The following is a 24,802-nucleotide window of genomic DNA, read 5'->3' as shown; positions in this document are numbered from 1 at the left end:
AAGCTTACCGGCTCAGGTCGTGCTTACGGTGAGTGATCTTCTCCACCAGCCCGGCGGGTACCACCCGGCGCAGGGCGAAGACGAACGGGGCGTTGCTGCCCACCGCGTACCGTTGGCGGGGCCGGCCGGCCTCGACAGCGGTGACGACGGTGGCCGCGACCCGGTCGGCGGACACGCCCGCCTTCTCGTTGCGGTCGAGCGCGGCGAGCATCCGCTGGAAGTCGGCCCGGTGCGGCGAGTCCTCGGCGAGATACCTGGTGCGGCGCTCGCTGATGCCGGTGTTGATCGAGCCGGGTTCGACGGTGGTCAGCCACACCCCGTACGGCGAGTACTCGTGCCGGGCGCCGTTCGCGAAACCCTTGATCGCGGCCTTGGTGGCGACGTAGGAGGAGCGGTAGGCGAGCGGGAACGACGCCAGCATCGAGCCGACCATCACCACCCGGCCGTACCGCCGCTCCCGCATGCCGGGCAGCGCCAGCTGGGCCAGCCGCACCGGACCCAGCACGTTCACCTGGAAGAGCCGGCGCAGCGCGTCCATCGGCAGCTCCTCGAACGGCCCGGACTGGCTCTCCCCGGCGTTGTTGACCAGCACGTCGACGCCCCGCAGCGGTTCCGCGAGCGCCTCGATCGACTCGTCGGAGGTCAGGTCCAGCGGCAGGTACTCGACCCCGGCCACCTTCTTCTCGATCGCGTCGGGGTGCCGGCTGGTGCCGAGCACGCGATAGCCCCGGGCGACCAGGGCGGCCGCGGTGGCCAGGCCGATGCCCGAGGATGCTCCGGTGACGAGGGCGGTGCGTTCCATCCGAGCAAGATAACGGGTGTCACGGCACGCATGGAAAGATCCACGCGTGAAGATGGGCGGCCAGGGCGCCGACACCGTGATGTTCACCGGGTTCGGCGCGGACTTCCCGGAGATCGGGGCGCCGCCGGCCGGCCAGGTCGTCGACCTGCCGGCGAGGACGGGCTGACCGGCCGGGCCGGCGCGAGGCTCGCGCCGGCCCGGCCGTCGCGTCGGACTACAGCGACACCGGCCGGCCGCCGATCGTCACCAGCAGCGCGCCGCTGGAGGAGAACGACCAGGCCAGGGCCCCGCTGTAGGTGGCGCAGCGGGAGCCGTTGGTACCGGACCAGAACTGGTTGGAGCTGTCCGCGTCGCCGACGATCCGGTCGTTGGTGCCGCTGCTGAACCGGCAGGACGTGTTGTTGCGGAACACCGAGGTGCCGGCGTCGAAGTTGAAGTTGCGCTGTCCGTTGTCGATGCTCAGGTTGTTCGAGACGGTCAGCGAGCCCGGGTTGCTGTTGTAGGTGAACCCGTGCTTGCCGTTGTGGTAGGCGATGCTGCGCCGCACCACGTGGTTCACCGCGATGTCCTCGCCACCCAGCTTGTAGCCGTTGCGGTCACCGGCGCCGGCCTGCGAGCCGTCGGTCAGCGTGCCGTTGTCGTAGGAGAGCGAGTCCTCGATGGTGACCGGCCCGATCGCCCCGGTGTCGGTCTTGGTGTACAGGTCCCAGCCGTCGTCGATGTTGTGGTGCGACACCGTGTAGCGGAACACGTTGCCGGTGCCGACGGTCAGTTTCGCGGCGAACCCGTCGGCGTCCTCCCCGTCCGAGTCGGCGTTGTCGTGCGATTCCGAGGTGAGGATCAGGTTGTTCGACGGCCACTGCGCCTTCGGCGTGTCCGACGCGATCCGGGAGATCTGCAGGCCGCTGTCCCGGTTGAACCGGGTCACCGCGCGCTCGATGACGTTGTTGCTGCCACCGACGAAGATGCCGTTGTCGCCGGCGCGTTCGACCACGATGCCGTACAGGTGCCAGTAGTTGCCGTTCACCACGAGCCCGCGGGCCGCCGGGTCCTCGCTCTGCGCCGAGAAGTTCAGCACCGGAACCTCGCCGGGGTACGCCGAGATCGTCTTCGGCGCGCCCGACGTTCCGTTGTTGCCGGGCGCGATGCTCACCGTCTGCGCGTACGAGTAGGTCCCGCCGCGCAGGTAGATGGTGCCGCCCGCGCCGATCCGGCTGATCGCCGAGGGGAGCGTGGTGGGCGCCGACGGGGTGCCGGCCGCGCCGTCGGTGCCGCTCGGCGACACGTAGAGCGCCCCGGTGACCGGCGGGGTGCTGGTCGACGTGGACGGGCTGGGCGATGTGGACGGGCTGGGCGAGCTGGGTCCCGCCGTCGGCGAGCTGGTCGGCGTGGTGCTGCCGCCGTCGTCCACCACGACGTCGTCGAAGCGGCCGGACGCGTACTCGGTGAGCAGCCCGATCCGCCCGGCGGTGATCGTCGAGTCGGTGGCCGATCCGACGCTGGTGCCGTCGATCGAGCCACTGATCGTGCTGCCGTCGACGGTCAGCCGCAGCGTGTAGAACGTGCTGGTCGAGACGGTCTGTGCGCGGCCGGCGAGCACCGTGACGCTGCTGCCGTTCATCGCCTCCAGCTGCACCCGGCCGGCGGCGGTCAGCGACAGCCGGTACATCTTGGTGGCTCCGGCCGCCCGGGCGGTGAGCGCCACCACCCCGCTGCTGGAGCCGAACGCCGTCGCCTTGACCCGCGCCTGCACCGAATAATTCGTCCAGGAGGTGGTGCCACCGAATTCGCGGGCCCGCTCACTACCGGTGTCGGACTGCTGCAACACCTTGCTGCCGTCGGTGACGATCGACCAGGTGCCGCCCGATTTCGACCAGCCACTCGCCGATCCGGACTCGAAGTCGGCACTGAACAGGGTGGCCGCCTCGGCGGTGCCCACGGCCACCGCGAGACCCGCCATGACCAGGGTGATCAGCGCGCTCGCACCGGCCAACCGGCGTGCGCGTACGGATGGTGCCATGCGATTTATCTCCTTGCACAAAGAGATGCCGCCGGCAATTCGCGGGTCGCTTTATTTGCGGCAACAAATGGGGATGGCGAGCCGGCGGTTTCGGGGACGCATTCGAATCTCTCACCGTCACGAGACGCGCGTCAACGATTCTCATTTGCAGGTTTGTTGCAGAATCGGCGGCCCGGCGGATCGTCGTGAATATCCTGATCACGATTTTTGTCTGGTTTCCGACTCACTCGCCCGGGTGACCGGGCCTATGGTGGCCAGGATCGTCGCAGGTCAATGCCACTACTTCTCACGGGGAAGGGGAACGGCCCCATGCCACGTCTCCTGCACGGACGGATGGTCACCGAAGAGGAACTCAACCAGGCCGCTGGCGACCTCGCCCAGTTCACCGCGCAGTCGCCGGCCCGATTCGCGCTCACCACACCGATCGACACGCACAGCTTCGACTTCCTGTTCCCCACGTTGCAGGAGGACGACGCGAACCTGCTGCCGCAGACCGCCACCATGCCCGACCTGCTCAAGAAGCTCGGCGCCAGCATGGTCGACGTCGACACGCCCGGCGCGGACAGCCCGATCCCGGCGGCGTACACCTACTTCGGGCAGTTCGTCGACCACGACATCACCCTGGAGTCCGGCTCCGCGACGGTGGCCGAGCTGCTCGCCGACAGCATGACGCCGCTGTCGCTGGCCGACATCCGCGGCGCCGTCCGCAACATCCGGACCGGCAACCTGGACCTGGACAGCGTCTACGGCGCGCCCGCTCCCCGCGATCCGAAGAACGCCGCGAAGATGAAGCTGGGCACCGTCACCACGCTCAAGAACAACTCGCAGCCGCCGTTCAAGCGGCCGCCGGGCAAGACCGACGACAACGACCTACCCCGCGAGCCCGCCGCGCCCGGCGACATCGAGCACGACCGGGCCGCCCTGATCGGCGACCCGCGCAACGACGAGAACCTGATCGTCGCCCAGCTGCACGTCGCCTTCCTCAAGGCGCACAACGCGCTGGTCGCCCAGGGGCTGTCGTTCAACGACGCGAGCCGCACGTTGCGCCAGCACTACCAGCACATCGTGGTGCACGACTTCCTCAAGCGGATCGCCGAGCCGGCCGTCGTGGACGACATCGTCAACCACGGCAACCGCTGGTTCAACCCGGCCGCCGAGCCGTTCCGGATGCCGCTGGAGTTCTCCTTCGCCGGTTACCGGATCGGGCACACGATGGTCCGCGCCGCCTACAACTTCAACCTCAACTTCAACCTGCACGGCGGGGTGCCGGCCAGCCTGCAGCTGCTGTTCACCTTCACCGCGCTCAGCGGCGAGGTGGGCGGCCCGGCCAACAAGACGGTCCCGGAGAACTGGATCATCGAGTGGGAGAACCTCACCGGCACCGGGCCGAACGTGTCGAACGCCCGCCGGCTCGACACCAACATCGCCACCAAGGACGACCAGGCGCTGTTCGCGCTGCAGACGCTGGCCGGGACGACCGAGACGCCGCCCGACGCGGCCCGGCTGCCGGTGCGCAACCTGCTGCGCGGTTACCGGATGCGGCTGCCCACCGGCCAGGCCGTGGCCCAGCTGCTCGACCTGCCGGTGCTCAGCAAGGACGAGATCATCGCGGCGGTGGGCCCGGCGCAGGCCGCCGCGGTGACCGCCGGCGGCTTCGAGTCGCGGACCCCGCTCTGGTACTACGTGCTGGCCGAGGCGGCGCACTTCCACAACGGGCAGCGGCTCGGCCCGGTCGGCAGCACGCTGGTCGCCGAGGTGCTGATCGGCCTGGTCCGGCGCAGCCAGGACTCGATCCTGCGGCAGGCCGGGTGGAAACCGCACCTGCCGGCCGCCAAGGAGGGCACCTTCGAGCTGGCCGACCTGCTGCGCTTCGCCGGCGTGCTGCCCGGCAAGGTGCCGCCGCCGCGCACCTACAAGGTGAAGAAGGGCGACACGCTCAGCGGCATCGCCAAGGCGCAGCTCGGGGACGCCGACCGGTGGCCGCAGATCTACCTGCTGAACCGGGCGACCATCCGCAACCCCAACCAGATCGTTCCCGGTCAGGTGCTCGTCCTGCCGCCCACCAAGCCGGTCGGCACGATCCCGAAGCTCTACACCGTGAAGAAGGGCGACACCCTGAGCGGCATCGCGAAGGCGCAGCTGGGCAGCGCCGCGAAGTGGCCGGCGATCTTCAAGGCGAACCGGGACGTGATCGACGACCCGGACCGCATCACTCCGGGGCAGACCCTGGTGATTCCAGCGAAAGGATGAACCGGGAGCCACCGGCCGGATTCGGCTCGTGGCGGATGTCGCCGTGATTGGCCTGGGCCAGCCCGCGCACGATGTACAGGCCCAGGCCGGTGCCGTTGACAGCGGCGGCGTCCCGGTCGGCGCGGGCCAGCCGCTCGAAGAGACGGTCCCGGAACTCCTCCGGGACACCGGGACCGTCGTCCTCGACCGTGATCTCCACCAGGCCCGGTGGGTGTGACACCCGGACCGCGGTGGCGCCGCCGCCGTACTTGCGGGCGTTGGAGAGCAGGTTGACCAGGATCTGCTGCAGGTGCCCGGGGTGGCAGAGCACCGGCGCGTCCGGGCCGTCGACCGGTACCGACTCGGCGCCGTCGACAGCCCACAGCGCCCGGCCGATCTCCTCGCGTACGCGCAGCAGCCGCCGGTCCGCGCGAATCGTGCCGGTCTCGATGGTCACCATGGCGAGCACCTCCCGGACGATCTCGTCCAGCCGGCCGGCCTGCCTGGCGATCGCGTCGATGGCCCGGCCGCGGCGCTCGTCGGAGAGTGCCGCCCAGTCGTCGGTGAGGATCTCGGCGTTGCCGCGGATCGAGGTGAGCGGGTTGCCGATCTCGTGCCCGAGCATCCCGATGATGTCGAGCTTCAGCTGGTTGGCGGCCTCCAGCTGGGTGTTGCGCTCGGCGAGGGCGGCGGCTGCCGCGTCCCGGGCCTGCTCGGCGGCGCGCCGCGCGGTGATGTCGGTGAGCACCCCGACCATCAGCTTCGGATGCCCGCCCGGGTCGCGGACCAGTGAGATCGTCCACTCGACAGGCACCCAGTGCCCGTCGGCGTGCGCCAGCCGCACCTCGGTGGTGTACGCGTCGCTGTCCCCGGCGAACAGGCCGGCCAGCAGCCGCCGCCGCACGACCAGGTCGTCCGGGTGCACCAGGTCGTGGTCGTGCCGCCCGACCAGTTCCTCCGGGGTGCGGCCGATCATCGCGGCGTACGCCCGGTTCGCGCTGATCAGGGTGCCGTCCAGCGCCGAGATGACCTGGCCGACGCCGGTGTTGGCGAACTGCGCGCGCAACCGCGCCTCGCTCTCGGCGAGCGCCTGCTCCGCGACCCGGGCCGCCGTCACGTCCGAGTTCACCTCGAGGACCTGCGCGTGGTCCGGGTCCGGGTGGTGCAGCACCTGTCGGCTCAGGACATTGACGGTACGCCCGTCCGCCGTGATGTGGTCCAGGTGGCCGTTCCAGTAGCCGTCGCGGCGCAGCGCCTCCTCCTGCTCGGCGGCGCCCCCCGCGTACGGGAAAGTGGTGTGCAGCAACCGGTGGGCGGACTTGCCGGCCGCCGCGGTCAGCGGCCAGCCGTACAGGTGGGTCGCGCCGTCGTTCCACCAGCGGATCGTGCCGTCCAGGTCGCGGACGATGACAGCGGCCGGGATCAGCTCGAACAACCGGGCCGAGCGGCGCAGCTGGGCGTCCGCCTCGCGGGCCGCTGTGACGTCTTCGACCTGGACCACCGCGTACTGGGCCTCGCCGCGCTCGTCGCGGACCACCGCGACGCGCAGCGTCACCCAGATGACGTGCCCGTCCTTGTGCAGGTAGCGGCGCTCCAGGCTGACCGCGTCGAGCTCGCCGGCGAGCAACCGGCGGGCGTGATCGCGGGTGCCCGGCAGGTCGTCCGGGTGGGTGAGGTCGGCGAAGGTCATCCCGGTCAGCTCGGCCGGGGTGTACCCGGTGATCGTCGTCATCGCCGGGCTGGCCTGCAGATACCGTCCGAAGTCGGCGGGCCGCAGGCTGCACAGCGTGAGGCCGAGCGGCGAGTTGTCGAAGGCCAGCCGGAACCGCTGCTCGCTGATCGACAGCTCGGTGAGCGCCCGGGTGCGCTCGGCGAGCAGCTCGGCGTTGCGGGTGGCGTCGTCGGCGTGCTGCAGAGCCGCGCTGAGGCTCTCGGCGAGCAGGGCGAGCTGCTGCTCGTCGGTGTCGTCGAAGACGTGCGCGGTGCCGGCCGACACCTTGAGCACACCGACCACGTGGTTCTCCGCGTGCAGCGGGGCGAGCAGCATGGCGCCGATCCCGAGCCGCTCGCACATGCCCCGGTCGACCCGCGGGTCGTGACCGGTGTCCGGGCAGTGCGCCGGGGCGTCGGTGCTCAGCGCGATGCCGCTCAGCGACCCGGTGCGCGGGATCCGGGTGCCGGCGAACGGGGCCAGCGTCCCGGCGGTCGCGACGTAGGTCAGTTGATCGCCCTCGACCAGTTCCACCGCTGCCCCGTCGGCCGCCGGGAACAACTCGACCACCTGATCGGCGACCGCCCGCACCGCCGAGTCCCGGTCGGTGGCCGCCGCGGTGACCGCGCGCTGCACCGCCAGGATCCGGCGCAGCCGGGCCATCTCCCGGTCCGGAGCCGCACCGGCGGCCGGGGCCGGGCGGCTGCCGCCCGCCACCACCTCGGCCACCAGGAACGGCCGGCCGGCCCGGTCCCGGACCAGCACGTTCTGGGTGACCACCCGGACCCGCGCGCCGTCCTTGCGGACCAGCACCCGCTCCATCGCGACCACGTCCCGCTCGCCGCGCACCATCGACGCGAACGCGGCCAGCACCGGACCGGGCCCCTCGTCCAGCACCATCAGGAAGGACCGGCCGATCAGCTCGTCAGCGCGGTAACCGGCCAGCTCGCAGAAGGCGTCGTTGACGGTATGGAACCGGCAGTACTGCCGCGGGTCCAGACCGAGCACGAGCTTGGGCACCGGGCTGCGGCCGAAGGCGTCCGCGAGCAGCTCCAGAGACTGGCTGTCCAGCCGCTCCCGGAACCCCACACTCATATCGCACCCATCGGCCGCTTCCCGCGAACCGTGAGCCCGATCCGCCGTTGGGCTCAGTGCGGGCCGCGGGGGAGGGCACGCTTGTGGGCGGTCAGCCGGAAACGCTCCTCGATCGCGCGGACCACCGCCGACGGCACCGGCTCGCCCTCCAGGAAATCGTCGATCTGGTCGTAGGAGAAGCCGAGCACCTCCTCGTCGGCGATGCCGGGCCGCAGCGTCTCCAGGTCCGCCGTCGGCATCTTCTTGACCAGCGAGTCCGGCGCGCCCAGGGCCGCGGCGACGGCGCGGACCCGCCGCTTCGTCAGACCCTCCAGGGGTACCAGGTCCGCCGCGCCGTCCCCGTGCTTGGTGAAGAAGCCGGTCACCGCCTCGGCCGCGTGGTCCGTGCCGATCACCAGGCCCCGGGTGGCGGAGGCGACGGCGTACTGGGCGATCATCCGCTCCCGGGCCTTGATGTTGCCCAGGATGAAGTCCTGCTCGGCCTCGTCCCGGGTGGTCAGCCCGGCGTCGAGCAGGCTGCGCAGCGCGGCGTCGGCGGCCGGCTTGACGTCGACGGTGAGCACCCGGTCCGGCTTGATGAACGCGAGGGCGGTCTGCGCGTCCTGCTCGTCGTGCTGCACGCCGTACGGGAGGCGCATCGCGATGAACTCCGCGTCGTGCCCGCTCGCCCGGACCCGGTCGACGGCCAGCTGGCAGAGCCGGCCGGCGGTGGACGAGTCGACGCCGCCGCTGATCCCGAGGACCAGCGCGCGGGTGCCGGTGCTGGTCAGCGCCTCGGCCAGGAACGCGACCCGGCGCTCGATCTCCTGGGCGGCGTCGAAGACGGGGTTGACGTGCAGTTCCTGAGCGATCATCGGCGGGCTCCGTCGAAGGTGATGAACGGTTGATGGCGGGCCGGTCCGCGGCGGGCGGCGGCCTCCCGATCAGCGTGCCATCGGGACCCGGGCGGCGCACGCCGTCCCCGGCAACACACCGTCGGCGAGTCAGCGGGGGCGGCGAGCGTAGGCGCGGGCCGCCCGGGCGCGGTCGCCGCAGCGGATCGAGCAGAACTGCCGGCGGCCGCTGCGCAGCAGGAAGCGCCGGCAGGGCGGCGAGTCGCACGCCGTCAGGCGGTCCGCGTCGGCGCCGGTGAGCAGGTCGGCGATGTCGGCGGCGAGCGTGCCGAGCGCCCGGTCGACCACCTGGTCGGTCGGGTGCGGGGTGGCGCGGTGCAGGCCGCGGACCGGGTCCCAGCGCAGCTCGGCGGCGGTCGGCACCCGGGTCATCGCCGCGTTGACCGCCGCGAGCGCCTCGGCCGGCGGCGCGGCCCCGGCGACCCGCGCGGTGAGCAGCGCCCGGATCTGCGACCGCATCGCGCGCAACCGGCCCGCACAGATCTCCTGGAGCACGGCGTCTGCCGGCGCGAGTCCGCGATCGATCAGCCATCGGGTGGCCGCCTCGGGACCGTCGAGCAGATCGGTGACCTGGTTTCCGGGCGCGACCAGGCGGCTGTTGGCCAGGTCCAGGCCGGGGTGCCGGTCGGCTCCCGGAGCGGCGTCGATCACGGACCTCACGTTACCGCTTGCTTTTATCCGTGACAAACGCCTAGCCTCACGAATGACAACACATCTATCCGTGAGGTTGACGATGATCACTGTGCAGACGTTCGGCGGCCCGACAGCCCTTTTCGAGTACGGCGGCCTCCGCTTCCTCACCGACCCGACGTTCGACCAGCCCGGCGACTACGTCTCGCCGAGCGGCACCAAGCTGACCAAGCTCGCCCCGCCGTCGGGCCGCCCGGCGGAGCCGATCGACGTGGTCCTGCTCTCGCACGATCAGCACGCCGACAACCTCGACGACGCCGGCCGCGCCCTGCTCGCCGAGGTCCCGCTGACGCTGACCACGCCGGACGGCGCCCAGCGGCTCGGCGGCACCGCCCGCGGCCTGGCCCCGTGGGAGTCGATCAAGCTGGGCGCGGTGACGGTGACCGCCGTCCCGGCCCGGCACGGCCCCGAGGGCTGCGAGCCCATCACCGGCGAGGTGACCGGTTTCGTTCTCACCGGGGAAGGCCTGCCCTCGGTTTACGTCAGCGGCGACAACGCGTCGCTGGAGCGGGTCCGGGAGATCGCCGGGCGGTTCGGCCCGATCGGCACCGCGCTGATCTTCGCGGGCGCGGTGCGCACCGGCCTGTTCGACGGTGCGCTGCTCACCCTGGACAGCGAGCAGGCCGCCGAGGCCGCCCGGATCCTCGGCGCCGAGCAGATCGTGCTGGTGCACTTCGACAGCTGGGCGCACTTCACCGAGGGCCGGGACGCGCTGGCCGAGGCGTTCACCGCGGCCGGGCTGGCGGACCGCGTCCAGCTCGGCTGACCGGGGGCGGCGCGCCGGCCGGGCGATCGACGTCCGGGTTGATCGCCTCGGTGGTGTCGCGGCCTCGGAGGGCGCGGACCCCGGCCCGTCCCGAGCCTCGCTCATCGCCGTTTCCAGGCCCCGTTGAGCAGCGGCAGCAGCACCGAACGGTCCGGGTGCGCGGCGGCCTCGGCGTGCAGGGCCTCGATCGACCGCTCGGCCTCGGCCCGGGTGATCAGCCCGTTGGCGACGGCGACCGGCAGCAGGCTGCGGAAGACGCTCTCCAGCACCGGCGTGCCGACCGCCATCGGCACGAGCCGGCCGGCCACGTCGGTGCCGTCCGGCGCGCCCACCCCGGCGCGCGCCATCAGGTACGGCAACCGGCTGCCGGCCCGCACGTCACACCCGGCCGCCCCGAACGCCTCGATCACCAGGCCGGTCATCCGCTCGACGATCCCCAGCGACGGGACGACGCCCGCGGTACGCATGTCGTAGTCCTGCACCAGCAGATGCCCGCCGGGCGCCACCGCCGCCCACAACCGGGCCAGCGCGGCCTCCCGATCCGGCGTGTGGAACAGCAGCAACCGCGCGTAGACCAGGTCGTACGGTCCGCCGGGCAGTGGCTCGTCCTTGGTGACGTCGTGCCGCAGCACCCGGCAGCCGGTGTAGGACTCGGCGGCCGCCGCCATCCCCGGGTCCAGGTCGATCCCGGTCACCTCGCCGGTCGGGCCGACCCGCTCGGCCAGCCGGCGCATTGTCTCGCCCGGACCGCAGCCGGCGTCCAGGCAGCGGGCCCCGGCGCCGACGCCGAGCCGGTCGAGCAGCCGGGCGGTGTCCGGCTCCCAGAGCCGGGCCTGCGCCCGGACCCGTTCGTATTCCGCGGGCGTGCGCCCCAGTGCGTACTCGGTGGTTTCCATGTCCTCATGCTGCGGATTCACCTGGTGCGTTGAATCGTGGATCCGACCACGAGGTTTCGCGTGGCGGCACCACGACGTACGGTCGGCGGATGCCGCGCGTGCTGTTGCAACGCGATGCGGAGCTGGCGATGCTCGACCACCGGCTCGCCCAAGTGCGCTCCGGGACCGGCGCCGTGATCGTCGTGGAGGGCCCAGCCGGGATCGGCAAGTCGAGTCTGCTGGCCGCCGCCGGTTCCGGCGCGGCCGCCGCCGGCCTGCGCGTGCTGTCCGCGTGGGGCGGCCCGCTGGACCACGACGCCGGCTGGGGGATCGCCAGGCAGCTGTTCGCCCCGGTCCGGCAGAGCCCGGAGTGGGACGCGCTGGCCGTCGGCGCCGCCGCCCCGGCCCGCCGGGCCCTCGACGAGGACGCGGCCACCCCGGCGCCGACCGGCGACGCCATGCACGCCGCCGCGCACGGGCTGACCTGGCTGACCTGCGGCCTCGCCGCCCGTGCCGCCACCCTGCTGCTGGTCGACGACGTGCACTGGGCGGACGCGCCGTCGCTGCGCTGGCTCGGCCAGCTCACCCGGCGGCTGGCCGGGCTGCCGCTGGGCATCCTGTGCGCGGTCCGCTCCGGCGAGCCGCCGGCCGAACCGGACCTGCTCGCCGAGCTGCTCGCCGCCGGCGGGGCGCCGGTGCGGCCCAGCCCGCTGGAGCCGGCCACCGTCCAGGCGATCGTCCAGGGGCGGTTGCCCACCGCCGGCGTCGCGTTCGCCAAGGCCTGCCACGCCGCGACGGCCGGCAACCCCTTCCTGCTCGGGGCGCTGCTCGACCACCTGGCCGCCGAGCGCGTCGAACCCACCGCGGACGTGGCCGCCGGGCTCAGCGGCTTCGGCCCGGACCAGGTGGCGCGGGCCGTGGACCGCCAACTGGCCCGGCTGCCGGCCGGCACCGCCGACCTGGCCCGGGCGTTCGCCGTGCTCGGCCGCGGCGCGAAGCTGCGGCACGCCCGCGACCTCGCCGAGCTGGACCAGGCGCGGGCCTGCCGGCTGGCCGACCGGCTGCGCGACGCCGGCCTGGTCGAGGGCGGCGCGGACGGGTACGCCCTGGTGCATCCGCTGGTCGAGGCGGCCCTCTACACCGGGTTGCCGCCCGGGGAACGCGCGCTGTGGCACGGCCGGGCGGCGCGGCTGCTGGCCGGGGAGCGGACCGACCCGGAGACGGTGGCGCTGCACCTGCTGCGCACCGAACCGGCGGGGGAGCCGGCGACGGTCACCGCGCTGCGCACGGCGGCCGGCCGCGCGTGGCGGCGGGGCGCGCCACAGAGTGCCGCGACGTTCCTGCGGCGGGCGCTGGCGGAGCCGCCGATCGCCACCTACGACGAGGCGGAGCTGCTCAGCGAGCTCGGCCTGGTCACCGCCGAGCAGGTCAAACCCCAGGCGTACGACCTGCTGGCCGACGCCGTCGCGCTGGCCGACGACCCGGATCAGCGGGCCCGGATCGCGCTGGCCGGTACCCGGGCGCTGGGGCTGGCCGGGTACTCCGACGAGGCGTTGAAGCTGTCCCGGCAGGTGCTGGACCGGGCCGGCGGCGCCGATCCGGAACTGCTCGAACGGCTGGCGGCGGAGCTGGTCTGCAACGCGTGGCTGGACGCCGCCGAGGTGGGTGACGCGCGGGAGCGTACCGCCCGGGGTGGCGGGTTGCCGCTGTGGGCCGTGCACCGCGGGCACCTGGCGATCCTGCGGGGCCGGCCGGCCGGCGAGGTGATCGCCATGCTGCGGACCGCGCTGGACGCCGAGACCGACTCGCTGCTCGCGACGGTGCTGAAGTTCGACCTGGTCGCGGTGGAGGAGCTGGACACCGTACGCGCCCTGTGCGACGAGCTGATCGACGTGGCCCGGCCGCGCGGGTGGATGACCGCGCTGGCGCACGGCAGCTTCGTCCGGGCACACGTGCTGGTGCAGGCCGGCCGGGTCCGCGAGGCGGTCACCGACGCCCGGTTCGCGTTCGAGTTCAAACTGGCCAACCCGCCCGCGCCCGGCCTGGTGTGGACGCTGTTCCCGCTGCTGGAGGCGCTCGTCGAGGCGGACGACCTGGACGGCGCCGAGGCGGCGCTGGCGGCCGCCGCCCGGTTCGGGGCGGGCGAGCCGGTGCCGGGCAAGCTGCGGACCGGCATGCTGCTGGAGCGCCGGGCACGACTGTGGCTGGCCCGGCACCGCCCGGCCGAGGCGCACAGCGATCTGCTGGCGGCCGCCGAGACGTGGCGGGCGCTGGACGCGCGCCATCCGGGCCTGGCCGCCTGGCGGGTCGACGACAGCGCCGCCCTGGCCGCCCTCGGCGATCTCGCCGCGGCCCGCCGCCTCGCCGAGGAGCATCTGGACCTGGCCGCCGGTGCCGGCCTGCCCGGCGCCCGCGGTGCCGGCCTGCGCGCCCTGGCCCGTACCGTCTCGCCGGCCGACGCGGTGCCGCTGCTCACCCAGGCCGCGCACCTGCTCGCCGGCTCTCCGGCCCGGCTGGAACACGCCCGCGTCCTGGTCGAGCTCGGTGGCGCGCTACGCCGTGCCAACCAGCGGGTCGCCGCCCGGGAACCGCTGGTCCGGGCCCTGGACCTGGCCGACCGCGGCGGCATGCGGCTGATCGCGGCCCGCGCCCGGCAGGAGCTGCTCGCCGCCGGCGGCCGCCCGCGGCGCAGCGTCGCGACCGGGCCGGGCGCGCTCACCCCGGCCGAGCACCGGGTGGCGGTGCTCGCCGCCCTGGGCCACAGCAACCGGGAGATCGCCGACCAGCTCTACGTGACCCGGCGCACCGTGGAGACCCACCTCACCCACATCTTCCAGAAGCTGTCGGTGAGCAGCCGAGCCCAGTTGGCCACCTCCCTGCCCGGCTCGGACTGACGCATCGGTCCCCGCGCCGGACATCGCCCGACCGGGTCAGCAGTGCTCGAGGTGGGGGCGGACGGCCGCCGGGACGACACCGTCGCAGTAGTCGGAGGTGCCGCCGTTGACCGCGTGCCAGGCGCCGCCGGTGTAGTGGAAGACCACCTCGGCGTCGTCGGCCTGCTTCGGATGGGTCTGGCCGAGCGCGTATCCCTGGTAGCAGGTGATGTCGGTGAGAGTGTCGGTGGGCGCGAGCGCGTCACCGACCTTGCTCGAGCGCAGCGCCTTGAGCAGCGTCGCCTCCGACGGCGGGCAGCCGCCGGCGGCCGGCTTCGCGGTAGCGGTGCGGGTGCTGTGGACCGGCGCGGCAGCGGTGCGGGTGCTGTGCACCGGCGCGGCCGAGGACCCCACGGCGGTGCCACCGGCCGGCGGGCTGCTCGCCAGCGGGCTCGGCGCGGTGCTGGCCGCTCCCGCGGCGGAGGCGGTGCCGGCCGGGGCCGCGCTGCCGCCGCTCTCGGTGCTCGAGCAGCCCGCGAGGGCAGCGGCGGCCACAGCGGCGACGACGAGCGGCGTACGAACGTTCACGATTCTTCTCCCCCGAATGGCGATCCGGCCTCCCGTGTCGTGCCGGACGATCAACAGCATGCTGACCCGGCCGGATCGGCGAATCACGGAAACATGCCAACGCGGTCGTTTCCCGGGGCATCGGCGTGTCGATCGGCGCCACCGGCATCTCCGGGCCTTGCGCGGCCTTCCGGTCTGCCGCAGGGTGTGATCCGTGGTGCCGACCAGCTTCCCCACCCGCGGACGCACCAGCCCGATGGTGATCGCCGGGATGGTCCGCCCGCCCCGCCCCGGGAGGAGCACGGCGGGCTCCGGCAGGTGTGCGGTGATCTCCATGTGCGCCCCGGCGAGACAGCACGCCGGAACGTCCGGCCTCACATCGTCGCCGCCTGTCTCGTCGTAACGGCATGCGCGACCCGGAGAACGAACGCGGCCAGCTGATCAACGTGGCCTACCGGATGCTCGGCTCCCTGGCCGACGCCGAGGACGTGGTCCAGGAGACGTACGCCCGCTGGTACGCCATGTCCGCGGCGGATCAGGCGGCGATCGGCGTACCGGGCGCCTGGCTGACCAAGGTCGCCAGCCGGATCTGCCTGGATCAGCTGCGCTCGGCGCGCGTCCGCCGGGAGCGGTACGTCGGCGAGTGGATCCCGGAGCCGGTGCCCGAGCCGGACGGCAGCGACCCGGCCGACCGGATCACCCTGGACGAGTCGGTCAGCATGGCGTTCCTGGTGGTCCTGGACGCGATGACCCCGGCCGAGCGGGTCGCGTTCATCCTGCACGACGTGTTCCGCTACTCGTTCGCCGAGGTGGCCGAGGTGGCCGGGCGAAGTCCGGCGGCGTGCCGCCAGCTGGCCTCGTCCGCCCGCCGCCGGATCGCCGCGGCCGGTCCGGCCGTTTCCCCGGCGGCCGGGCAGGCTCGGGTGGTCCGTGATTTCAAGCGGGCCTGGCAGGCCAAGGACATCGAGGCCCTGCTCGGGCTGCTCGACCCGGGCGCGGTGCTGGTCGCGGACGGCGGCGGCCTGGTCACGGCGGCACTGCGCCCGATCGAGGGCGGCGAGCAGATCGCCCGGTTCGCGGCGGGGCTGGCCGAGCGCGCGCCGGCCCTGCGGCTGCTGGAGGGCACCGTCAACGGCGAGCCCGGCCTGATCACCCAGCACGACGGCGTGACCACCGGCGTTATCGCCTTCGAGGTCGACGGCGACCGGATCAGGCGCATCTGGTCGGTCCGCAACCCGGAGAAGCTGCGCCGCTGGCTCTGAGGATCAAGACCGGTTTCCGGTACGCCTCACCAGTCGTGCAGCGTCCCGTCGGCCAGCCGGTTCACCGGTAGCGAGGCCGGCCGGTACGGATGGCGTGCCGCCAGCTCCTCGTCGATGTCCACGCCCAGCCCCGGAGTCTCGGCCGGATGCAGGTAGCCGTCCGCGAAGTGGTATCCGTGCGGAAACACCGCGTCGGTCTCCGGGCTGTGCGGCATGTACTCCTGGAGCCCGAAGTTCGGGATGGCGAGGTCCACGTGCAGCGCGGCGGCCAGGCAGATCGGGGACAGGTCGGTGGCGCCGTGCGAGCCGCTGCGGACGTGGTGCAGCGCGGCCAGGTCGAAGATCCGCCGCAGGTGGGTGATCCCGCCGGCGTGCACCACCGTGGTGCGGATGTAGTCGATCAACTGTCCGGTGATCAGCTCCCGGCAGTCCCAGATGGAGGTGAACACCTCGCCGACCGCGAGCGGGGTGGTGGTGTGCTGCCGGATCAGCCGGAAGCCGTCCGGCAGCTCGGCCGGGACCGGGTCCTCCAGCCAGGTGAGCCCGAACGGTTCGAGGCTCCTGCCCAGCCGGGCCGCCTCGATCGGGGTGAGCCGGTGGTGCACGTCGTGCAGCAGCCGCAGGTGCGGCCCGAACTCGGCGCGCACGTCGGCGAGGACCCGCGGGACGTGGTCGAGATACCGCGCGGTGTCCCAGACCGTCTCCGCCGGAACGCCCGGCTCGGCGGGCTCGTAGACAGCACCCGGCCGGCCCACCCCGTAGACCCCGGCCAGCCCCGGCACCCCGGTCTGCACCCGGACCGCCCGATATCCCAGGCCCAGATAGCGCGCTATCTCCGGCATCAGGTCCTCGGCGGTGGCCGCGTTGGCGTGGCCGTAGACGGTCACCCCGTCCCGGCACCGCCCGCCGAGCAGCTGGTAGACCGGCAATCCGGCCACCTTCCCCTTGATGTCCCACAGTGCCGTGTCCACCGCGGCGATGGCGGTCATCGTCACCGGTCCGCGCCGCCAGTAGGCCCCGCGGTACAGGTACTGCCAGGTGTCCTCGATCCGTGCCGGGTCCCGCCCGATCAGCGCGGGGACGACGTGCTCCCGCAGGTACGCCGCCACCGCCAGCTCCCGCCCGTTCAGCGTGGCGTCCCCGACCCCGGTCACCCCGTCGTCGGTGACGACCTTGAGGGTGACGAAGTTGCGCCCGGGGCAGGTCACGATCACCCGGGCCTCGGTGATCCTCACTCCGGGTCCTCCTTGACCCGGGCCACCAGCTGCGTCGGATTCACGAACCGCAACGCCACGACGAGCAGGACCAGCATCATCACGCAGTAGATGACGGCCATCGCGTCCACCGACTGCTGCGCCCGGATCCCGGCCGCCGACATCGAGTAGAACAGCGCCACCACCAGGGTCTGCGAGTCCGGTCCGGCGGTCAGGAAGGTCAGCTCGAACATTCCGACGGTGCGGACCACCACCAGGATCGACGCCGCCAGGATGCCCGGCACCAGCAGCGGCGCGAGGATCGAGGCGAACACGTGCCGGGTGCGTGCCCCGCACATCCGGGCCGCCCGTTCGACGGCCGGGTCGATCTGCTCGATGAACGGCGTCATCGTCAGGATCACGAACGGTACCGACGGCACCAGGTTCGCCAGCACCACGCCGGACAGGTGACCGGCGAGCCCGTACTTGTAGAGCACCGTGGCCAGCGGAATCCCGTAGGTGATCGGCGGCATCAGGATGGGCAGCAGGAACAGCAGGTACATCAGCCGGCTGCCGGGGAACCGGCGGCGGGCCAGCACGTAGGCGGCCGGCACGCCGACCAGCACGGAGATCCCGGCGACCAGCAGGCAGACGACGAGCGTGACGGTCAGCACCGGCAGCAGGGTGAAGTCGGTCCAGGCCTGGCCGTACCACCGGGTGGTGTAGTCCGGCGGCAGCCAGGTGTCGAACCAGCGCACCCCGAACGAGTTGACCACCACCGACCCGATCACCCCGGCCAGGGCGGCGAAGAAGATCGCCACCAGGCCCCAGACCACCCAGGCGCCCGGGCTGGCCACGATGCGGCGTCTCATCCCTTGCCTCCCGCCGTCGAACCGGTGTAAAGCAGGCTGCGCAGCCCGAGCACGACGGTGATCACGACGAGTTCGACAGCGCCCATCACGATCGCGGCGGCCGACGCGGCGGCGTAGTCGTAGTGCACGTAGGCGGCCTCGTAGGCGGCGATGCTGATCACCCGGGTGCTGCCGGCCGGATCGCCGACCAGGATCGCCGACGGGAAGACGCTGAAGGCGAGCACGAAGGTCAGGCAGAACGTGGTGGCCAGGCCCGGCGCGAGCAGCGGCAGGGTGATCCGGAAGAACCGCTGCGCCCAGCCGGCGCCGAGGGTGGCGGCGGCCCGTTCCAGGCTCGGATCGATGCCGGACAGGTAGGAGAGCACCAGCAGGAACGCGAACGGGAACCCGGTGATCACCAGCGAGAAGAACACCCCCCAGTAGTTGTGGGTGAGCGTCACCGGCTGGTCGACCAGTCCGGCACCGAGCAGCAGCCGGTTGAACCAGCCGGTCGGGCCGAGGAAATTGAGCAGGCCCTCGGCGGTGAGCACGGTGCCGAGCGTGATCGGCACCACCAGCGCCGTGGTGAGCAGCCGCTTGCCGCGGAAGCGCCCGCGCATCCGGTAGGCGATCGGCACCGCGGCCAGGACGTTGATCAGCGCGGCCGGCAGCGCGATGGCGAGCGTCGTGCCGATCGTGTCGCGCTGGTAGGCGTCGGTGAAGAAGGTGCGGTAGGCGGCGAGCGCGCCACCCTGGGCCGGCTGCAGCGACACCGCGATGCCGTAGCAGAACGGGTAGACGAAGAGCGCCACCACGAACACCGTGGCCGGGACCAGGAGCAGTAGCTGCCGGTCGACGCCCCGCTCGGCGAGCCGGTGCCGGACCGCGAGCGTCGAGGCGGTCACTGGTCCTCGCCCGGGAAGATCAGCAGTTTCTCCGCGGGCAGCGTGACGGCCACCTTGTCGCCCGGGGCCAGCCGTCGCGGGGTGCGCAGATGCAGGGCGAGGCCGCCGGCGGTGCGGACCTCGGCGGCGATCTCCCGGCCGTGGTACTCGGCCACCTCGACGGTCGCCTCGACGCCGCTGCCGAGGGCGATGTCCTCGGGACGGATCGCCGCCACGATCGGGTCGCCGTCGCGGAGCGGGCCGACGGGACTGCCGGGGGCGCGTACCGTCAAGCCGTTGATCTCGGCGGTGCCCGCCCGGAACGTGCCGGGCAGCAGATTGCGGAAGCCGATGAAATCGGCGACGTGCCGATTCGCCGGATGGTCGTGCACCTCCTCCGGGGTGCCGATCTGCTGCACGCGGCCGGCCCGGAGCACCACCAGGCGATCCGCCATGGAGAGCGCCTCCTCCTGGTCGTGGGTGACATAGACGGTGGTCAGGCCGAGATCCTGGTGCAGTTTGCGAATCTCCGAGCGCATGTCGAGCCGCAGTTTCGCGTCGAGGTTGCTCAACGGCTCGTCCATCAGCACCAGCGCCGGCTCGATCACCACGGCCCGGGCGATGGCGACCCGCTGCTGCTGCCCGCCGGAGAGCTGGCCGGGCAGTTTCCGGGCGTGTTCCTCGAGGTGCACCAGCCGGATCGCCGCGTCGGTGCGGCGGCGCGTCTCGGCGCGCGGCACGCCGCGCATCCGGAGACCGAAGGCGACATTCTTCTGTACGGACAGGTGCGGGAAGAGCGCGTAGTTCTGGAACACCATGCCGAACCCGCGGCGTTCCGGGGGCAGCGTGTCCAGCCGGGTCCCGTCCCGCCAGATGCTCCCGTCGCTGAGCGGCAGCAGCCCGGCCAGGCAGTTCAGCGCTGTCGACTTGCCGCAGCCGGACGGTCCGAGCAGCGCCACGAACTCGCCCCGCTCGATCTCCAGATCCAGGCCCGCCAGGGCGTCGGTACCGGCGAACCGCCGGGTCACCCCGTCCAGCCGCAGCGTCGCGAAACCCGTCATTTCTTCACCTTGGAGCCGCCGATTTCGCGGTCCCAGCGGTCGAACGCGGCGACCAGTGCGGCGGCGCCGAGCGGGACCTCGATCGGGTTCTTCGCGATCAGCCCGGCGTACTCCGGGCGGCCGTAGTCCCTGATGGCCTGCTGGCTCTCCGGCGGGGCCATGGTGATCGGCACGTCAGCGATCGCCGGGCCGGGATAGAAGTACCCCTTGTCGTACGCCTTGGCCTGCTGTTCCGGGGTGAGCATCCAGGCGAGCAGGGCGAGCACGGCGGCCTGCTTGTCGGTGCCGACGCCCTTCGGGATGGCCGCGTAGTGCGCGTCGGTGACCCAGTGGAAGCCGGTGAGGGTGCCGATCGCCGCCTCCCTGGGCACCGTGCCGAGGACCCGGGGGTTGATGTCCCAGCCGGTGGTCGACGCGATGATCTTCGCGGATCCGTTGGCCAGGTTCTTCATCGTCTCGCTGGTGGTGGACGGGTAGAGGGTGATCGACTCGCCGAGCTGCCGGAGGTAGTCCCAGGTCTTGTTCCAGCCGTTGATCGGGTCCTTCGGGTTGGCGTCGCCGAGCAGGTAGGGCAGGCCCATCAGCAGGGTGCGGCCCGGGCCGGAGTTGGACGGGCGGGCGTACTGGACCGCGCCCGGATTGGCCTTGGCGTAGGCGAGCAGATCCGGCGCGGTCCTCGGCGGGGTGGCGACCTTGGCCGGCAGGTACTCGATCAGTGGGCCGGACGGGTAGTAGGTGACGGTCACCCCGTACTGGCCGGCGAGTTTCTGCATGGCGGCCGCGCCGGCCAGGTAGTCCTTCATGGCCGGCAGGCGGCTCGCGTAATCCGGCAGCAGCGGCACCCAGAGCTGCTGGTCGATGCCGCCGGCCAGGCCGTCCACGCCGGTCAGCACCAGGTCGACGTCCACCCGGCCGGCGGCCTGCTGCGCCTTGATCTTGCCGACCAGCTCCGGGGCGGTCGCCTTCTGATAGGTGACCCGCTCGACCACGGCGCCGTTCCGGGCCACGAAGTCGTCGATCATGCCCTGGGTCAGCTGCAGGTTGCCGGCCACGTCCAGGATGTTGAGGGTGACCGCCTTGGACGGCTTGTCCGGGATCGGGCCGCTGGCGCCGGCGGACGGGGTGTCGCTGCCCGGCGGGCTGCAGGCGGCGACGGTCACGGCGGCGGCGCCGAGGGTGAGCAGTTGGCGGCGGCTGGGAGACATCGGGGTTCTCCTTCACGAGACGGCGGGGCCCGTCGAACCACGCACGATGAGCTGGGTGGGCAGCACCCGCTTGGCGGTGCCGCGGTGATCCGGGTCGGTCATCAACTCCAGGAGCAGGTCCACCCCGACCCGGCCGATCCGCTCCTTGCCGATCGCGACGGTGGTCAGCGGCGGGGCGAGCAGCCCGGCGATCAGGATGTCGTCGAAGCCGACGACGCTGAGCTGCTCCGGGACGCGGACACCCCGGGCGTGGCACCGTCGCAGCAGGCCGAGCGCGACCAGGTCGTTGTAGGCCAGGACCGCGGTGACCCCGGTGGCGGCGAGGACCAGGTCGGCGGCGGCCGCCCCGCCGTCCACGGTGGGTGCGACGTTGCCGACCTCGACCAGCCGGATGCCGTGGGCGGTGGTGGCGGCGCGCAGGCCCCGCTGCCGGTCGCGGTTGGACCAGGAGGTGCGCGGGCCGGCGACGTACGCCAGGGTCCGGTGCCCCAGCGCGGCCAGATGCGCGACCGCCTGCCGCATCCCGTCGGCGCTGTCCGCGGTGACCGACGGGAGCGGGGTGATCCGCCGGTTCAGCACCACCATCGGCTTCTCCCGGGCGAACGGCCGCAGGTCGTCGTCGGGCGCCCGCGGCGAGCAGAGCAGGAACCCGTCGACCTGCATCGCCAGGGCCCGGATGGCCGGCACCTCGACTGCCGGGTCCTCGTCGGTGTCGCTGAGGAAGACCGCGTAGTCGAACCGGCGCGCCCGCGTCTGGATCGCCTTCACCACGGTCGGGAAGAACGGGTTGGCCAGGTCCGGCAGCACCACGCCGAGGTTCGCGGTGCGCCCGGTGATCAGGCTGCGGGCCACCCGGTTCGGGTGGTAGCCGAGCTGTTTCGCGGCGCTCTGCACCCGGTCGCGGGTCTCCGGCCGCACCCGTGCGGGATCGGCCAGCGCCCGGCACACCGAGGACTGTGACACCCCGGCGAGCCGTGCGACGTCCTTGATGGTCACCGCCACGCCAGACCCCTGATCTTTCGACGACGATCGATCAATGAAGCTCAGTCTGAAAACGTTTCCAGAAAATTGTCAAGACGTAGCGCCACGGGTTCGCGCGGACCGGCGGCAGCCGGCCGCCCGGTGCGCGCTCGGCCGGGGCGTCGGGCGCGCACCGATCCGCCGGATCCGGCCGCCGACCGTCGCCCGGTGTCCGGGATACTTCGCCGATGTCCTCGATCCGTGAGCCGGCCACCGGGAAACCGCTGCCGCGCGTGGTCCGCGCCGCTCGCGCCGGAGTGCGAGCCAGCGGCGCGGCGGTCCGGGATGATCGGGTGGAGTCGAGGGAGGTTGTCGGGTGGATGCCCAGGTGAATCCGGTGGTGCTGGACGGCGGGGACCGGCGCTGCGTGGTCCTTCTGATCGAGCTGCGCAAGCTGATCGCGACGCTGCCGCCGGGCGCCACAGTGCACCTGATCGCCACCGATCCGGCCGCGTCCCTGGACCTGCCGGCCTGGTGCCACCTGACCGGGCACGGCTATCTCGGCCCGGTGCCCGGCGACCGCCCCACCTACGCGGTCGAGGTCTCGGCGACCGCCCGGGCCACCGACGCCCGCCGGCCCTGGCGACCGGTCACTTGAGGCGTGTTTGGGTGACCGGGTGGCTACTCCTGGTTCAGTTCGTCGGTGAGGCGTCGGGCTGCTTCGGTCTCGATGGGGCCTTGCGGCTCGACGACCTCTCCGGCGAGACGGGCTAGGGTCTCCGCCCACCCGTCCTCCCGCGCTGCGCGGGGACGAAAGTAAGTATGTTGATCTGGATTGATACCATCCGGCCCGGATGATGCGGGCCGAGCACCGGCCGGCTTGAGGGATGTCGGGTAGGTCCGGAATGTCGATGGTAGACAAGATACGCGGCGAATTCATCGATATCGTCGAGTGGCTGAATGACAGCCGCGACACGCTCGTGTGGCGATTCCCGCGGTACCACAACGAGATCAAGATGAATGCCCGCCTCGTAGTGCGCGAATCGCAGGTGGCGGTCCTTGTCAACGAGGGCACCATCGCGGACGCCTTCGGCCCCGGCACGCACACTCTGACCACCCAGAACCTCCCCGTGCTGTCCACCCTCAAGGGCTGGAAGCACGGATTCGAGTCGCCGTTCAAAGCCGAGGTGTACTTCGTCAACACCCGGCAGTTCACCGACCTGAAATGGGGCACCCAGAACCCGGTCATCGTCCGGGACCCCGAATTCGGCATGGTGCGGCTGCGGGCCCACGGCGCGTACGCATTGCGCATCACCGACCCGCGCCTGCTCCTCACCGAACTGGTGGGCACCGATCCGGAATTCCGTACCGAAGAGGTCGCCGGTTATCTCCAGCAGATGATCCTGAGCCGGTTGACCTCCGCTCTCGCCGCCGCGAACGTGTCCCTGCTCGACATGGCGGCCCAGCAGGAGGCCATCGGCGCGCAACTCACCGATGCGCTCGCCGGGCAGGTCGCCCCGATGGGACTGGGGATCCCGGCCGTGATCGTCCGGAACATCTCGGTGCCGCCCGAAGTGGAGCAGGCACTCGACCGGCGTACCCAGATGGGCATCCTTGGCGACCTGCAGCGATACACGACGTTCCAGACCGCCAACGCGATCGAGGACGCCGCCCGCAACCCCGGTGCCGCCGGGATGGGCACCGGAATGGGTGTCGGGATGCTCTTCGGCCAGCGTCTGGGCGGGGCGGCCGGCGCCGTCGCTCAACCCGCCATGCCCGTGCAACCACCGCCGCTGCCGGTGACCACGCAGTGGTACGTGGCTCTGGACGGCAGCCAGCAGGGGCCGTTCGAGCTCGGCACCCTCGGAGTGCGGGTGGGCGCCGGCGCGATCGCGCGGGAAACGCTGGTGTGGCGGGCCGGGATGGCCCACTGGGCACCGGCCGGGGACCAGCCCGAGCTCGCCGCCCTGTTCGCCACCACGCCGCCCCCGATGCCGCGATGACCGCCCCGGGAAAGACCGCCGACGTGTCCTCCACCTGTCCGTCCTGCGGCGCGGCGATGGAGGTCGACTACGACGCGGGTGTCATGCGGTGCCCCTACTGCCGGCGGGAGACGCCCATGCCGGGCTCGCAGACCGGCTGGCCCCTCGGTGCGGGCGCCACCGGCCTGCCGCGCGTCACCATCACCAGCAACCGGCCGCTCATCGAAGTCACGCCGGAGATGGCCCGCCGCCAGAAGAGGATCGCGTTGATCGTCGGCGGGGCAATCCTGGCGTTCATGCTGGCCGTTATGATCCCGATCTTCTCCGTCTTCGCGAGCTCGTCCTCGGATTACTCGTCTGAGCCCGCCGCGAAGGAAGTTCGGGAGGTGGAGGTCGGAGCCACCGCACGGGTCAAGGGATTCGAGGCGACGGTCCGCAGCGTCGACTGCACGAAGCAGTCGATGACGAGAAAGGCCGACGACCCGGCGACCAGCTGGGACGAGAGCGACGTCATCAAGGCCGAGGGCAAGTTCTGCGTACTCGGCTTCTCGGTGAGGAACGTCGGGGACAAGACCGACACCTATCCCACGTTCGACCTCGAGGCCTCCAGCCCCACCGAACGAATTTTCAGCAGGAACACCAGCGCCGAGTGGTACCTGAACAAGGACACCGACGACCTCAGCAAGCCGATCGATCCGGGGAAGATTGTCGACAGCTTCCTCGTCTACGACGTTCCGACCGACTCGAAATTCGCCTACCTGCAACTTTCCGACGGGATTCTGTCCGACGCCATCGTCAAGGTGAAGATCGACAAGTAGTCGGCGCGGCTCCGCCCTGCTGCCCCCAGCAGGGCGGAGCCGTGGCGAACAGCCGCGTCTCATTC

General features: G+C 72.2%; 20 protein-coding genes. 7 read left to right on the top strand and 13 right to left on the bottom strand.

Annotated features, from left to right (window positions below):
- Positions 1–4 precede the first annotated feature (4 nt).
- Positions 5–802 (bottom strand): SDR family oxidoreductase, encoded by a 798-nt coding sequence (locus Actob_RS26875; RefSeq protein ID WP_284914605.1) that lies wholly within the window; start codon positions 800–802, stop codon positions 5–7.
- Between the two features lie 214 nt (positions 803–1,016).
- Positions 1,017–2,822: a right-handed parallel beta-helix repeat-containing protein gene (locus Actob_RS26870; protein ID WP_284914604.1), complete on the bottom strand. Its 1,806-nt coding sequence runs from the start codon at positions 2,820–2,822 to the stop codon at positions 1,017–1,019.
- A 309-nt stretch (positions 2,823–3,131) separates the two neighbouring features.
- On the opposite strand from Actob_RS26870, the gene Actob_RS26865 reads away from it, so the two are divergent.
- Positions 3,132–5,072, top strand: a complete 1,941-nt coding sequence (locus Actob_RS26865; protein WP_284914603.1) for a LysM peptidoglycan-binding domain-containing protein — start codon at positions 3,132–3,134, stop codon at positions 5,070–5,072.
- Here the strand turns inward: Actob_RS26865 and Actob_RS26860 are convergent.
- The 3 genes from Actob_RS26860 to Actob_RS26850 all read right to left on the bottom strand — a co-directional run bounded on the left by Actob_RS26860 (position 5,032) and on the right by Actob_RS26850 (position 9,437).
- Positions 5,032–7,857: a PAS domain S-box protein gene (locus tag Actob_RS26860; protein WP_284914602.1), complete on the bottom strand. Its 2,826-nt coding sequence runs from the start codon at positions 7,855–7,857 to the stop codon at positions 5,032–5,034. The genes Actob_RS26865 and Actob_RS26860 overlap by 41 nt on opposite strands.
- Before the next feature lie 53 nt (positions 7,858–7,910).
- Complete coding sequence (nadE, locus tag Actob_RS26855; protein ID WP_284914601.1) at positions 7,911–8,711, bottom strand: ammonia-dependent NAD(+) synthetase; 801 nt, start codon at positions 8,709–8,711, stop codon at positions 7,911–7,913.
- A gap of 129 nt (positions 8,712–8,840) precedes the next feature.
- Entirely contained in the window at positions 8,841–9,437 is a 597-nt protein-coding gene (locus Actob_RS26850; protein ID WP_407653398.1) for an ABATE domain-containing protein, read from the bottom strand.
- 46 nt (positions 9,438–9,483) lie between these two features.
- On the opposite strand from Actob_RS26850, the gene Actob_RS26845 reads away from it, so the two are divergent.
- Entirely contained in the window at positions 9,484–10,206 is a 723-nt protein-coding gene (locus Actob_RS26845) for an MBL fold metallo-hydrolase (RefSeq protein WP_284914599.1), read from the top strand.
- Positions 10,207–10,307: 101 nt separating this feature from the next.
- Here the strand turns inward: Actob_RS26845 and Actob_RS26840 are convergent, their stop codons facing one another.
- The gene (locus tag Actob_RS26840; RefSeq protein WP_284914598.1) at positions 10,308–11,102 is read right to left on the bottom strand and encodes a class I SAM-dependent methyltransferase; all 795 of its coding nucleotides are present in this window, start codon (positions 11,100–11,102) and stop codon (positions 10,308–10,310) included.
- Between the two features lie 89 nt (positions 11,103–11,191).
- On the opposite strand from Actob_RS26840, the gene Actob_RS26835 reads away from it, so the two are divergent.
- Positions 11,192–13,975, top strand: coding sequence for an ATP-binding protein (locus Actob_RS26835; RefSeq protein ID WP_284914597.1), 2,784 nt, complete (start codon positions 11,192–11,194; stop codon positions 13,973–13,975).
- Between the two features lie 36 nt (positions 13,976–14,011).
- Here Actob_RS26835 and Actob_RS26830 read toward each other — a convergent pair whose 3' ends face one another.
- Complete coding sequence (locus Actob_RS26830; RefSeq protein WP_284914596.1) at positions 14,012–14,542, bottom strand: hypothetical protein; 531 nt, start codon at positions 14,540–14,542, stop codon at positions 14,012–14,014.
- 386 nt (positions 14,543–14,928) lie between these two features.
- Here Actob_RS26830 and sigJ point away from each other — a divergent pair, with 386 nt between their 5' ends.
- A complete protein-coding gene (gene sigJ / locus Actob_RS26825; protein ID WP_284914595.1) occupies positions 14,929–15,783 on the top strand; it encodes an RNA polymerase sigma factor SigJ in 855 nt (284 codons plus the stop codon).
- A 26-nt stretch (positions 15,784–15,809) separates the two neighbouring features.
- Here sigJ and manD read toward each other — a convergent pair whose 3' ends face one another.
- Genes manD through Actob_RS26795 form a run of 6 tightly spaced genes read right to left on the bottom strand, consistent with a single transcriptional unit; the run spans position 15,810 to position 21,979 of the window.
- Entirely contained in the window at positions 15,810–17,018 is a 1,209-nt protein-coding gene (gene manD, locus Actob_RS26820; protein WP_284914594.1) for a D-mannonate dehydratase ManD, read from the bottom strand.
- Positions 17,015–17,848: an ABC transporter permease gene (locus Actob_RS26815; RefSeq protein WP_284914593.1), complete on the bottom strand. Its 834-nt coding sequence runs from the start codon at positions 17,846–17,848 to the stop codon at positions 17,015–17,017. Before Actob_RS26815 ends, manD begins: the two co-directional genes overlap by 4 nt.
- Positions 17,845–18,732: an ABC transporter permease gene (locus Actob_RS26810; RefSeq protein WP_284914592.1), complete on the bottom strand. Its 888-nt coding sequence runs from the start codon at positions 18,730–18,732 to the stop codon at positions 17,845–17,847. Before Actob_RS26810 ends, Actob_RS26815 begins: the two co-directional genes overlap by 4 nt.
- On the bottom strand, positions 18,729–19,772 hold the full coding sequence (locus Actob_RS26805; RefSeq protein ID WP_284914591.1) for an ABC transporter ATP-binding protein: 1,044 nt from the start codon (positions 19,770–19,772) through the stop codon (positions 18,729–18,731). The genes Actob_RS26810 and Actob_RS26805 overlap by 4 nt, the downstream gene beginning before the upstream one ends.
- Positions 19,769–20,977 carry an ABC transporter substrate-binding protein gene (locus tag Actob_RS26800; RefSeq protein WP_284914590.1) on the bottom strand — a complete coding sequence of 403 codons (1,209 nt, stop codon included), beginning with the start codon at positions 20,975–20,977 and terminating at the stop codon, positions 19,769–19,771. Before Actob_RS26800 ends, Actob_RS26805 begins: the two co-directional genes overlap by 4 nt.
- Positions 20,978–20,989: 12 nt before the next feature.
- Positions 20,990–21,979 (bottom strand): LacI family DNA-binding transcriptional regulator, encoded by a 990-nt coding sequence (locus Actob_RS26795; RefSeq protein WP_284914589.1) that lies wholly within the window; start codon positions 21,977–21,979, stop codon positions 20,990–20,992.
- A gap of 334 nt (positions 21,980–22,313) precedes the next feature.
- Here Actob_RS26795 and Actob_RS26790 point away from each other — a divergent pair, with 334 nt between their 5' ends.
- The 3 genes from Actob_RS26790 (at position 22,314) to Actob_RS26780 (ending at position 24,737) form a co-directional block, all read left to right on the top strand.
- Entirely contained in the window at positions 22,314–22,595 is a 282-nt protein-coding gene (locus tag Actob_RS26790; RefSeq protein ID WP_284914588.1) for a sulfurtransferase TusA family protein, read from the top strand.
- Between the two features lie 247 nt (positions 22,596–22,842).
- The gene (locus tag Actob_RS26785; RefSeq protein ID WP_284914587.1) at positions 22,843–23,940 is read left to right on the top strand and encodes an SPFH domain-containing protein; all 1,098 of its coding nucleotides are present in this window, start codon (positions 22,843–22,845) and stop codon (positions 23,938–23,940) included.
- Complete coding sequence (locus tag Actob_RS26780; protein WP_284914586.1) at positions 23,937–24,737, top strand: DUF4352 domain-containing protein; 801 nt, start codon at positions 23,937–23,939, stop codon at positions 24,735–24,737. The genes Actob_RS26785 and Actob_RS26780 overlap by 4 nt, the downstream gene beginning before the upstream one ends.
- The last annotated feature ends 65 nt before the right edge of the window (positions 24,738–24,802 follow it).

It is taken from the genome of Actinoplanes oblitus, assembly GCF_030252345.1.
In the GTDB taxonomy this organism is placed as follows: domain Bacteria; phylum Actinomycetota; class Actinomycetes; order Mycobacteriales; family Micromonosporaceae; genus Actinoplanes; species Actinoplanes oblitus.
The sequence above is the reverse complement of the archived record's forward strand: the minus strand, read 5'-3'. Positions and strand labels throughout refer to the sequence as shown.

Bases quoted from the DNA above. Each gene is read 5' to 3' on its own strand.
- Actob_RS26875 (WP_284914605.1), bottom strand. From the start codon at position 802: ATGGAACGCACCGCCCTCGTCACCGGAGCATCCTCGGGCATCGGCCTG.
- Actob_RS26870 (WP_284914604.1), bottom strand. From the start codon at position 2,822: ATGGCACCATCCGTACGCGCACGCCGGTTGGCCGGTGCGAGCGCGCTG.
- Actob_RS26865 (WP_284914603.1), top strand. From the start codon at position 3,132: ATGCCACGTCTCCTGCACGGACGGATGGTCACCGAAGAGGAACTCAAC.
- Actob_RS26860 (WP_284914602.1), bottom strand. From the start codon at position 7,857: ATGAGTGTGGGGTTCCGGGAGCGGCTGGACAGCCAGTCTCTGGAGCTG.
- nadE (WP_284914601.1), bottom strand. From the start codon at position 8,711: ATGATCGCTCAGGAACTGCACGTCAACCCCGTCTTCGACGCCGCCCAG.
- Actob_RS26845 (WP_284914599.1), top strand. From the start codon at position 9,484: ATGATCACTGTGCAGACGTTCGGCGGCCCGACAGCCCTTTTCGAGTAC.
- Actob_RS26840 (WP_284914598.1), bottom strand. From the start codon at position 11,102: ATGGAAACCACCGAGTACGCACTGGGGCGCACGCCCGCGGAATACGAA.
- Actob_RS26835 (WP_284914597.1), top strand. From the start codon at position 11,192: ATGCCGCGCGTGCTGTTGCAACGCGATGCGGAGCTGGCGATGCTCGAC.
- sigJ (WP_284914595.1), top strand. From the start codon at position 14,929: ATGCGCGACCCGGAGAACGAACGCGGCCAGCTGATCAACGTGGCCTAC.
- Actob_RS26815 (WP_284914593.1), bottom strand. From the start codon at position 17,848: ATGAGACGCCGCATCGTGGCCAGCCCGGGCGCCTGGGTGGTCTGGGGC.
- Actob_RS26805 (WP_284914591.1), bottom strand. From the start codon at position 19,772: ATGACGGGTTTCGCGACGCTGCGGCTGGACGGGGTGACCCGGCGGTTC.
- Actob_RS26800 (WP_284914590.1), bottom strand. From the start codon at position 20,977: ATGTCTCCCAGCCGCCGCCAACTGCTCACCCTCGGCGCCGCCGCCGTG.
- Actob_RS26785 (WP_284914587.1), top strand. From the start codon at position 22,843: ATGTCGATGGTAGACAAGATACGCGGCGAATTCATCGATATCGTCGAG.
- Actob_RS26780 (WP_284914586.1), top strand. From the start codon at position 23,937: ATGACCGCCCCGGGAAAGACCGCCGACGTGTCCTCCACCTGTCCGTCC.